Origin of the sequence: Nostoc sp. JL31, assembly GCF_017114965.1 — a bacterium.
Classification (GTDB): domain Bacteria; phylum Cyanobacteriota; class Cyanobacteriia; order Cyanobacteriales; family Nostocaceae; genus Nostoc; species Nostoc punctiforme_A.
Genome location: NZ_JABXKO010000088.1, coordinates 61,168 through 72,400, shown reverse-complemented (window position 1 = coordinate 72,400; position 11,233 = coordinate 61,168). Strand labels below are relative to the sequence as shown.

The 11,233-nt window shown below is 38.8% G+C and carries 8 protein-coding genes and 1 tRNA gene; 7 read left to right on the top strand and 2 right to left on the bottom strand.

Translation table 11 applies throughout. The features are described from left to right. Window positions 1-20: 20 nt before the first annotated feature. Entirely contained in the window at window positions 21-440 is a 420-nt protein-coding gene (locus HWQ43_RS20390; protein ID WP_292737420.1) for an acyltransferase family protein, read from the bottom strand. A 52-nt stretch (window positions 441-492) separates the two neighbouring features. Continuing rightward, window positions 493-801, bottom strand: coding sequence for a hypothetical protein (locus tag HWQ43_RS20385; protein ID WP_292737418.1), 309 nt, complete (start codon window positions 799-801; stop codon window positions 493-495). An 847-nt stretch (window positions 802-1,648) separates the two neighbouring features. Between HWQ43_RS20385 and HWQ43_RS20380 the strand changes: the two genes are divergently transcribed. The 7 genes from HWQ43_RS20380 to ftsH2 all read left to right on the top strand — a co-directional run bounded on the left by HWQ43_RS20380 (window position 1,649) and on the right by ftsH2 (window position 11,155). Beyond that, on the top strand, window positions 1,649-2,833 hold the full coding sequence (locus HWQ43_RS20380; RefSeq protein WP_292737416.1) for an esterase-like activity of phytase family protein: 1,185 nt from the start codon (window positions 1,649-1,651) through the stop codon (window positions 2,831-2,833). Window positions 2,834-3,138: 305 nt separating this feature from the next. Beyond that, window positions 3,139-4,761 carry a serine/threonine-protein kinase gene (locus HWQ43_RS20375; RefSeq protein ID WP_292737434.1) on the top strand — a complete coding sequence of 541 codons (1,623 nt, stop codon included), beginning with the start codon at window positions 3,139-3,141 and terminating at the stop codon, window positions 4,759-4,761. 107 nt (window positions 4,762-4,868) lie between these two features. Next, complete coding sequence (locus HWQ43_RS20370) at window positions 4,869-6,395, top strand: serine/threonine-protein kinase (RefSeq protein WP_292737414.1); 1,527 nt, start codon at window positions 4,869-4,871, stop codon at window positions 6,393-6,395. Window positions 6,396-6,505: 110 nt separating this feature from the next. Further along, window positions 6,506-6,579, top strand: a tRNA-Asp gene (locus HWQ43_RS20365). A gap of 133 nt (window positions 6,580-6,712) precedes the next feature. Beyond that, window positions 6,713-8,158, top strand: coding sequence for a glutamate--tRNA ligase (gene gltX / locus HWQ43_RS20360; protein ID WP_292737411.1), 1,446 nt, complete (start codon window positions 6,713-6,715; stop codon window positions 8,156-8,158). A 223-nt stretch (window positions 8,159-8,381) separates the two neighbouring features. Then, the gene (locus HWQ43_RS20355) at window positions 8,382-8,876 is read left to right on the top strand and encodes a hypothetical protein (RefSeq protein WP_099100181.1); all 495 of its coding nucleotides are present in this window, start codon (window positions 8,382-8,384) and stop codon (window positions 8,874-8,876) included. Window positions 8,877-9,268: 392 nt separating this feature from the next. Beyond that, the gene (gene ftsH2 / locus HWQ43_RS20350; protein WP_292737407.1) at window positions 9,269-11,155 is read left to right on the top strand and encodes an ATP-dependent zinc metalloprotease FtsH2; all 1,887 of its coding nucleotides are present in this window, start codon (window positions 9,269-9,271) and stop codon (window positions 11,153-11,155) included. The last annotated feature ends 78 nt before the right edge of the window (window positions 11,156-11,233 follow it).

Here is an 11,233-nt window from a genome sequence, read left to right as displayed (position 1 = left end):
TTCTTCAGGTTAAATTTTTGTTACATACTTATAAATTTTCCCACCCACCTACTTATCTGGGTTTGAAAATAACCATTTAAATGACCATTTTCAAAGAGATAAATTAGTGGTGCAAAAATTAATACTGTTATCAGTAAGCAAGCCCAGTATCCCGGAAATATTCGTAAAATTCTATGCCACAGAAAGCGCCATACAGAGGAAGTTGTAGTATAGCTACGGTTAATTAAAAAGCCACTTAAGATAAAAAAACTTATGACAGCAAAACCACCATAAGTCTCTTGTGGGTTTCCAAAAAGCTCCTCTGAACCAAAACCACCTAGAGTATGACAATGTGAGAAAACTACTAAACTTGCCAAAGCAAACCTCATAAAACTAAAGTTATTGCTTTTTGGGTCGAACGCATCATTGAGATAAATAGTATTAATCTTATGAAAAGCCATTATTTATTATTTAGCCCTTTAGTGCAATTTCTAGTATGATACTTTTATTAAACTAAAAATTATTTTTACGTTTCAGAGTATTATTAAAATAATAATATAATAATAATTTTAAGATACTAAAATTTAACAAAAAAGATTTCAAATTAGATTTAGCTGGATTTGTAGAAGATAAGGTAGCACGCTCATAGGTTGTTAATTCTTGATAAAAATTCATTACTTCTGGAGTAGATAGATATATTTTTAGCTCTTTCTGCTTTTCTACAGCAATTGTATAGTAAGCATCTAGTTTTTTTGCTCGCGTTATCCACTCATTAATATTAGAAGGAACTCTGTACATAGATGTTGTCTTTTCAATTAACAAAAACTGATCCTTTAAACAGTAACGAGTCCATAAATTCCAATCCTCTAAATTTTCTAGAGATTCATCAAAACCTCCATAACGCTCATACAGCTTCCTATCAAATAAAATTGATTAGTTAAACTGAGATTGTTGTAAGTTAGACTGAGATCGTTGCAAGTTAGACTGAGATTGCGCTAACATTTTTTTGTAAAATTGTAATTCACAAAATGAACTTAACTGGACATTAGCTTGGTATTTTGAATGCTGCCTTTCTTTTTGGGGTTGCAACATAATATTAATTTATGTAAAATTTATTTTTTTTTATAAGAGATATAGTGTGTCTCAGGCTGCCTGATTTAGATACAATATTTTTCGTTAATTGTAGCAATTTTCCTTCCTTAGTATCTAGATACTCAATTTGTTTACGTAACGCTTAATCGCTATGAACGCTATGAAAGTCACCTTTGTGTTCCTTGTGCCAGTGGAATGCATTATTCCTAAAAAATATTAGCAAAATTATCTTGGCGATTATATAATGAATCCGCTGTTGCAAAGTGTATTTTTACTAGATACGCCTTATATGAGTTGGAGTCTGGAAAGGCGTCTCTCTCTGAAATAATTACTTTATTCTCAGAGCTTTGGGACGATATTGATGGTTACTGGTAATATTACTTAGGATTTTGTTAAAAAATTTATTTATTGAAGTTGTTAACTAGCAATTATTTATCAATAGCTTAAAATTATTGACAATCACTCAAGCCTAAAAAAAACCTCTAACTCTTATGAACAGCTATTTATAGCTTATTTTTTACATCGAACTCAGGTACAGTTATACGTCCCTACAAATATTGATTTAACGAAAAAATCTATGCAGCTAATTAAAAAAATCTTCGTACTTCCACAAATATGGTTCTTTTTAATTCCGATTACAATTATTAGCATTATATTCACAAACTTAGCATCAAATGGTGTTGAAATAAGTAGCATAGAATTTATCGGTGAAGATACCTTACCGAAAGGTTTAATTTTTCAAAATACTGAAGTAGGAGGTTTATCTGGAATTACATATAATTCCAAAAATAACCTTTATTACGCTATTTCTGATGAGCGTGGGCAAAAAGCTGCCACCCATTTATACACTTTAAAAATCGACTTAAGTAAAGGTTTACTAGAAAAAGGTGGAATTATTCCATTCAGCCTTACTACATTATTAAATGAAAATGGTAAAATATTTCTCCCTGGTGAAACTGATACAGAAGGTATTGCATTAACTAATAAAGCAACTGTGTTTGTTTCTTCTGAAGGCGATGCTACAAAATTAATTAATCCTTTTATTAAAGAGTTCTCACTATATTCTGGCAGAGAAATTACAACACTCTCCATACCAAATAAATTTTTACCAGATAAAACTAATCAAAAAGGTATACGCAACAATTTAGCTTTTGAAAGCCTCACCATCGCACCCGATAATAAGCATCTGTTCACAGCCACCGAAAATGCTCTAATTCAAGACGGTGTTGCAGCGAAACCTAATATCGGTAGTCTTTGCCGAATTTTGCAATACAACTTGCTCAACAAGCAACCCGAAAAAGAATTTCTTTACCAAACTGAATCAGTTACACCATTTTTGAATTTCATTGGCAAATTTGCTAGTGGATTACCTGATTTACTCGCTCTAGATAATCAAGGACACTTTTTAAGTTTAGAAAGGTCTTTTACTGGTTTAGGATTTGCTATTTCCCTGTTTCAGGTTTCCTTAGAAGGAGCCGATGATATTCATAATATTGATAGCCTTTTAGCAGTCGACTCCAAAAATATTAAATCAGTTCAGAAAAAACTGCTGTTAGATTTGAGAAAACTAGATGTACTGCTAGACAACATTGAAGGCTTAACTCTTGGTCCAAAACTACCAGATGGAGAACAATCATTAATTCTCATCAGTGATAACAATTTTAACTCCCTGCAACGCACCCAAATACTAGCCTTTAAAATAAAAATTGAAAATCCACTAATTAGATTATTACGCCGTTTACTCCTAAATATTAACTTTTAACTGTACAGAGTTAAAGAGAGGTTCACGGTTTGACTACTGTTTAGTTATTTATGATTATTCCTGTGTATTCACTGAATATACTAGGTAACTTTATCTAGCTTATTTATAGTTTACGTGTAATTTCTCAACCGTACTCCTTAATAAATATGTTACACAATGTTTAATAGCTTTTGCAGAGGGCTTAAGCATATTTACAGCATATAATTAATTTTCTCAAAATTCGGATATCTCTTAGATTTAAATTTAATAATTAGCTAGACTTAATTAAAGTATTTTGCCAATAGCATTTTTTATAAATGATTTTTATGCCAGAAAATAAAATTGAGAGTATGGTAGGGCAAAAAGCAGAATTAGACGATTACATCGGACAATTTTTAAACAATCGATATTTAATCAGAGATTTGATTGGCAAAGGGGGGATGGGTAGAGTTTATTTAGCAGAAGATACAGCTAAAGGCGGTATGCCAATCGCAATCAAAATATTATCACTTAGTTTGGCAAACCAACAAATGTCCCAACGTTTTGCCAGAGAGATTTTTATTGGCGCTCAATTGGGTCGCAAAAGTAAACATATTGTTCGCATTTTAAGTTATGGGGTTACTGAGGATAAAACTCCATTTTATGTAATGGAATACCTTCAAGGAAAAAATCTCAAACAAATTCTGAAAATTCAACCCTTGACAATATCGAAGTTTTTAGAAATTTGTAATCAAATTTGTTTAGGCTTACAATGTGCCCACCAAGGTATCAGCCTTAAAGGAGAGATTTATCCTATTGTTCACCGAGATATTAAACCAGAAAATATATTTATTGCTGAAGATAGTAAAAAAGGTGAAATTGTTAAAATCCTAGATTTTGGTATTGCCAAGTTTTTAACAGAGCGAAGTGGGATGACCCTAACCGATTCTTTTATTGGCAGTTTGCCTTACTGTTCTCCAGAACATATGGAAGGGCGTAAACTGCTAGATGTCCGCTCTGACATTTATAGTTTGGGAGTACTAATGTTTGAGATGCTGACAGGGAAACACCCATTTCAAACAAAAAGTAACTCCTTTGGTACTTGGTATCAAGCCCATCGCTTTCAAATGCCACCTACAGTTGAAGAAGTAAATCCGCAAGTTAAAATTCCGGAAATATTAGAAAAAATATTGATGACTTGTTTAGCTAAAGAAGTAAGCGATCGCCCTCAGAATATAAACCAAATATTAGAAGATTTAGCAAAAGTTAATGCTCAAGTTAATAATGTTATTTCTAACAATAGTACCGATATTATTAAAGTCTCACTTCCAGTTCAATTAGTACCGGCAACTTTATTATCAGAAAAAGAGTGTTTGCAGAAAACTTGGCCTAAGAATAAACCAATTGCGCCAATTGGATTTCCCCATTTACTACAGACTCCTCAAAGACCTATACCAACTTTTTGGGCAATGTTGCCCAAACAAGAAGTTCTAAAATTTTTGGATAAAATACATGGTACTGAATTTATTACTAAAATGAATGTATACCCCATGCTACTGTGGGTAACAGTACTATATGATGCCCAACCTTCTACAACTAAGTGGCTACCTTATTTTCTGGATCTAAAAGATAATAAGGGTCAAAATATAGCACGTAGTTTAGCAGAAGTAGGTTACTATCATTTACTATTTTTTTCCCTAGAAGATCCAACTCATTGCTCTCATGTAACGACTTTAAACCTCACGGCTAAACAGCGTCAACAACTTGTAGATTGGTTAGATATGAGTCAACAGTCAAATGAATTTATTTTGCCGAGTCAAGCCAAAAATATTCTAAAAGCAGAGTACGAAAAGCTGAAGTTAGACATATTACGAAACTTAGCTACACATCAAAAATCTGAGACAGAAGGTTTAAAAACTTGGATGACTAAATTCTTAGAAATGTTTTTAAAACTTATATTACGTCGTTGAGATTCTGCTATCAGAATCAAAATTATTACTATCATTACCTAAACTTAATAATATTTTTATGTGTGTATTGCTAACTTTAAATGGACTCAGCGCCAGAGGTGAACAAAGTGAATCAAAGTCCATTTACATCTCTAAGTAGTACTGGCTTGCTTGCTAATCGTTATCAACTCAAGCAATTAATTGGCAGGGGTGGTATGGGTGAAGTTTTTTTAGCAAATGATGTTTTGTTAGGAGGTATACCAGTTGCTATCAAGTTTTTGACTCAAACTGTTGTTAATACCAAGATGCAACAAGACTTTGCTCGCGAAGCTTTAATGAGTGCAGCCTTGAGTCAAAAGAGCGTACATATAGTGCGAGCGTATGATTATGGTGTGAATGAGAAAGGAAAACCATACTACGTCATGGAATATCTATGTGGCAAGAGTTTAAAGGATTTAATTCCGTTATCTCTGCCCATGTTTTTGACTCTCTCTCGCCAAATTTGTTTGGGCTTACAGTGTGCCCATCAAGGGATTAATCTTGATGGCAAAATTTGCCCGTTGGTTCATCGAGATGTTAAGCCTGCCAATATATTAGTTATTCCCGATCCGATATTGGGACAGTTAGTTAAAATTCTCGATTTTGGTATTGCCAGATTTTTGAATTATACATCAACAGCTAGTACAAGTAGCGGATTTAATGGCACTTTACCTTATTGTTCTCCAGAACAGCTAGATGGAGAAAAATTAGATAGTCGTTCTGATATTTACAGCCTGGGTGTAATGATGTTTGAGATGCTCACAGGCAAAAAACCTTGGCAACCGGAAACTGATTACTTTGGTGCTTGGTATAAAGCACATCACTTTAAAACACCAAAAACGATCGCAGATGTTAAACCCACTCTGAAAATACCTGAGAAACTAAATAATTTAATTATGGCTTGTCTGGCTAAAAAAGTAAGCGATCGCCCCCAAAATATCACTGAAATTTTGGAAGTATTAAATAATTTAGAACAGTCTAATTGTCCCAGCTTCCCTACAAATATCGCCTCTAACACCGTTCTTAGCCGTCCTTTAAATTCTGCATTACCAATCACAATAGAACAAAGTTATCGGCAACTTTTGTGGCCTCCAAATAAACCAATTCAAGAAATTGTTTTTCCCCAGCTTCTAGACACCCCACAAGGCTCGATGACAGCGCTATGGTTGATGTTGTCTAAACAAGAAATCAAAAATTATGCGGTTTCTACCCGTTACAACCAGTTTATCTTTGTGACATCCCCTCATCCAATGCTGTTGTGGTTAACTGTACTATACAATCGGCAATTGGCTCCTAAGTGGCTACCATGCTACTTAGATATGCAAAATCCCCAAAATATTAAGATGGTAAGTTTCCTGGCTGAAAATGAACAATATCCTTTGATTTTCTTTACTCTGGAAGCACCACATTCTTGTATTAAGGTTCTCAGCAGTCGCATCGAGCCAACTCAGCGGCAAATGTTGAAAACCTGGGTGCAACAGAGTCATAGTGTACCACCTGCTTCTCAACCCCAATTGAGCAAACAGCTATTGAAACAGCAGTATAAACAAATGCAATCCCGAATATTGCAGCATCTGGAATCAGAGCCACAGGTTGTATTATCACGGTCTCTTTAACGAACAATTCGCACTTGGCAGAGACGAGTCAAAAAGAATTTCTAATTTCCAACTCCAAAACACTTGACAAGTAGAAAAAAAATAGTGATAATAGCAAAGTTGCCAAACAAGGGACTGTAGTTCAATTGGTTAGAGCACCGCCCTGTCACGGCGGAAGTTGCGGGTTCGAGCCCCGTCAGTCCCGTTCTAAATTTATGAGTAGCGAATTACTTAACTTAGGTGATATTGGATTTTGAATTACCCAAAGAGGTTGACTCAGGATTCAGGATTTAAATATAAGCTACATTTATCATGCTTTGCGAAAGAGAGAATTAACTGTGACTGTTAGAGTCCGTATTGCGCCGAGTCCAACCGGAAATTTACATATTGGTACAGCTAGAACGGCTGTATTTAACTGGTTATTTGCCCGTCACCACGGCGGGAAGTTTATACTGCGAATAGAAGATACAGATTTAGAGCGATCGCGTCCCGAATATACCGATAATATTCTTGAAGGATTGCGCTGGCTAGGACTGAACTGGGATGAAGGGCCATTTTTTCAATCCCAACGCTTGAATCTTTATAAAGAAGCAGTAGAAAAACTGCTAGATCAAGGATTAGCCTATCGCTGCTACACTACTTCCGAAGAACTAGAGGCGCTCCGAGAAGCTCAAAAAGCTAGAGGCGAAGCACCTCGCTATGACAACCGTCACCGCAACCTCACCCCAGAACAACGCGCCGCATTTGAAGCAGAAGGTCGCTCCTTTGTGATTCGCTTCAAAATCGAAGATGGGCGGGAAATTGTCTGGAATGACCTAGTAAGGGGAAAGATGTCTTGGCGAGGTAGCGATTTAGGTGGTGATATGGTCATCGCCCGCGCCTCAGAAGAGGGAAGCGGTCAACCTTTATACAACTTTGTCGTTGTAGTGGATGACATTGATATGCAAATCACCCATGTCATTCGCGGAGAAGACCACATCGCCAATACCGCCAAGCAAATTCTGCTGTATGAAGCAATGGGTGCAAAAATTCCAGAGTTTTCCCACACGCCGTTAATTTTGAATATGGAAGGGCGCAAGCTTTCTAAGCGAGATGGCGTCACCTCAATTTCTGACTTCCAGAAAATGGGCTTTACTGCTGAAGGCTTGGTAAATTACATGACATTGCTGGGTTGGTCGCCACCGGACTCGACGCAAGAAATATTTACCTTAGAAACAGCAGCTAAAGAATTTGGCTTTGAGCGTGTAAATAAAGCAGGCGCAAAGTTTGACTGGGACAAGCTGGATTGGTTGAACAGTCAGTATGTCCACAATACGCCAGTAGATAAACTCACAGATTTACTCATCCCCTTTTGGAAAGCGGCTGGCTATAAATTTGATGGTGGAAGAGAACGTCCTTGGTTAGAACAGCTAGTAACTTTAATTAGCCAGAGTTTGACTCGCCTGGTAGATGCAGTACCTCAAGGCCAACTGTTTTTTAGCGATACAGTTGAATTTAGTGAAGAAGGCAGTACACAATTGAAGCAAGAAGGTTCTACTGCTGTCCTTGAGGCGATTGTCACAGCTTTAGAAAATCAGCCCCAACTCTCGGAAGCCGTCGCACAAGACATTATTAAACAGGTAGTCAAAGAACAAAAAGTCAAAAAAGGCTTGGTAATGCGATCGCTCCGAGCAGCCTTAACTGGGGATGTTCATGGCCCCGACTTAATCCAATCTTGGTTACTACTAAATCAGATTGGTTTAGATAAGCCGCGCTTGAGTCGGGCTATAACGGAAGCTAAGTAGCGATTACTTCCAGATTTTAGAAATATTTCAGATTTTAGGGGCGCACAAATGTGTGCCCCTATCCATAAGGTAAAGCAACTATGGGAACAAGAAATCATTAACTAATTACTAATGAATTATCCCCAATTTCACATCTAAAATAGTTAGTCAATTCTCCTCATGTTGGGAACTTGGTGTGTAAAATTCATGTCTTCAAAAACACTTAGAAGCGAACCTAATTACAATGCCGACAAAAGCGCTCAATAGAGGGATGAGATTATCGTTCATGATAGTTACGCTCTTCATCACATCGACAGTTAATGCTGCGGTTGATGCTCAGGAAGCACCAACGATATTTGGAGATGTCACCCTTAGCCCTCAGTTTTCGCCAGACCCCCTGACAGTTCGCGGGATGAGTGGTGGTTCAATATCTGGGAGTCAAGTAGGTGGGAGAAGCGAAACAGCCACTGGCCCTTGTACCGGATTTGTTGATGAAACACCAGACCACACATTAGCGTTAACAAGTAAATTTGACTACCTGAAGTTGCAAGTGCAAAGTCCTGAAGACACCACCATAATTATCAAAGGGCCCGGTGGTACTTGGTGCAATGACGATTTTGATGGCAAAAATGCTGGCATTGTTGGTGAATGGCTACCTGGAAGTTACCAAATTTGGGTTGGTTCCTACGAAAAGGGCAAGTATCTTCCTTACACTCTAAAAATTACAGAAGTAAAGTAGGGAATTGGGCACAAGAAGCGGAGGGGCAGAGGGGAAAAACTTACTGTAACTTCTCCCCTTCTTCCTCATCTCCTTCACTCCCCACTCCCCCAGAATCATGATTGAGAGCGGCTTGGACGATACGAGGAGCATTCTGGAGAAATTCTCTCTGTCTTTGCATACCGTTGCGCTCCCTTTTCTCGTGCGATATTGTATTAAAATTAAGTTAACTTTGATTAAGATTCTTGTTGGCATTGCCATAATGCTCTAATCGCCTTATGGCAGTGCATGTAAGAGATCAAATTAAACAAAATGGATTTATAAACATCCGTTTAACAGCTTAAAGTGACAGAGTGATGAACATTCGGTTACTAGAGCTAACAAGTTGTATAGGCATCTAGAGGCAAATTAAAATGAAATTCTCTTGGAAAGTCGTAGCACTCTGGACATTGCCAGCTTTGGTAATTGGCTTTTTCTTCTGGCAAGGGGCGTTTGCAGGCGCTCCTGCCGATATGAGTAAGAATGCAGCTAATACTCGCATGACTTATGGTCGCTTTCTAGAATACTTGAACAGCGATCGCGTCAACAGTGTGGATCTGTATGAAGGCGGTAGGACAGCAATTATAGAAGCCCGCGATCCAGACCTGGAAAATCGTGTCCAAAGGTGGCGTGTGGATTTGCCTGTTAACGCTCCTGAGTTAATTAGCAAGCTCAAAGAGAAAGCCATTAGTTTTGATGCTCACCCCATGCGGAATGATGGCGCAATTTGGGGATTGTTGGGCAATCTCATCTTTCCAGTTTTATTGATTACTGGGTTGTTCTTTTTGTTCCGGCGTTCTAGCAACCTCCCCGGTGGTCCAGGTCAAGCAATGAACTTTGGCAAATCTAAAGCGCGTTTCCAAATGGAGGCAAAAACCGGCGTCAAATTTGACGACGTAGCCGGAATTGAAGAAGCTAAGGAAGAACTGCAAGAAGTCGTCACCTTCCTGAAGCAGCCAGAAAGATTTACAGCTGTGGGCGCACGGATTCCCAAGGGAGTGCTTTTAGTTGGGCCTCCTGGAACTGGTAAAACTTTATTAGCAAAAGCGATCGCTGGCGAAGCAGGCGTACCTTTCTTCAGTATTTCCGGTTCGGAATTTGTGGAAATGTTCGTTGGTGTAGGTGCATCCCGCGTCCGCGACTTGTTCAAGAAAGCTAAAGACAACGCCCCCTGTATTATCTTTATCGATGAAATCGACGCCGTTGGACGCCAACGGGGCGCTGGTATCGGTGGCGGTAACGACGAGAGAGAGCAAACCCTCAACCAATTGCTCACCGAAATGGACGGGTTTGAAGGTAACACAGGCATCATTATTATTGCTGCTACCAACCGTCCCGACGTACTAGACTCAGCATTGTTGCGTCCTGGTCGCTTTGACCGCCAAGTAACAGTTGATGCACCCGATATCAAAGGGCGTTTGGAAATCTTACAAGTCCATGCGCGGAATAAGAAACTAGACCCTAGCGTATCTTTAGATGCGATCGCTCGCCGCACTCCTGGATTTACTGGTGCTGACTTAGCCAACTTACTCAACGAAGCAGCAATTCTCACTGCTAGAAGACGCAAAGAAGCGATCACCCTCCGCGAAATTGATGATGCGGTAGATCGGGTAGTTGCAGGGATGGAAGGTACTCCCTTGGTAGATAGCAAGAGCAAGCGCTTAATTGCTTACCACGAAATCGGACACGCCTTAGTTGGAACTTTGTTAAAAGACCATGACCCAGTACAGAAAGTTACCCTGATTCCACGAGGACAAGCACAGGGTTTAACTTGGTTTACGCCCAATGAAGAACAGGGATTAATTTCTCGTTCTCAACTGAAAGCCAGAATTACTGGTGCTTTGGGTGGTCGCGCCGCTGAAGAGGTAATTTTTGGGGCTGCGGAAGTCACAACTGGTGCTGGTGGAGACTTGCAGCAATTATCGGGAATGGCCCGGCAGATGGTGACTCGGTTCGGAATGTCCGACTTAGGCCCACTGTCTTTAGAAAGCCAGCAGGGAGAAGTATTCTTGGGTCGTGACTGGACAACCCGATCTGAGTATTCTGAATCCATCGCTTCCCGCATTGATGGACAAGTCAGGGAAATTGTTGAGCAGTGCTACGACAATGCTAAGAAGATCATCCGTGACCATCGCACCGTCACTGATCGCTTAGTAGATTTGCTCATCGAGAAAGAAACCATTGATGGCGAAGAATTCCGCCAGATTGTGGCTGAGTATGCTGAAGTCCCAGATAAGCAACAGTACGTGCCGCAACTATAATATTTGACTCTTTTCCGGCTACTATCTGGAAATGAGTAAAGTGACAAAAATAAAATGAGGGTGGAGTATACCATCCTC

Excerpts from the sequence above, each read along its gene's own strand:
- HWQ43_RS20390 (WP_292737420.1), bottom strand. The coding sequence starts at position 440 with ATGGCTTTTCATAAGATTAATACTATTTATCTCAATGATGCGTTCGAC.
- HWQ43_RS20380 (WP_292737416.1), top strand. The coding sequence starts at position 1,649 with ATGCAGCTAATTAAAAAAATCTTCGTACTTCCACAAATATGGTTCTTT.
- HWQ43_RS20375 (WP_292737434.1), top strand. The coding sequence starts at position 3,139 with ATGCCAGAAAATAAAATTGAGAGTATGGTAGGGCAAAAAGCAGAATTA.
- HWQ43_RS20355 (WP_099100181.1), top strand. The coding sequence starts at position 8,382 with ATGCCGACAAAAGCGCTCAATAGAGGGATGAGATTATCGTTCATGATA.
- ftsH2 (WP_292737407.1), top strand. The coding sequence starts at position 9,269 with ATGAAATTCTCTTGGAAAGTCGTAGCACTCTGGACATTGCCAGCTTTG.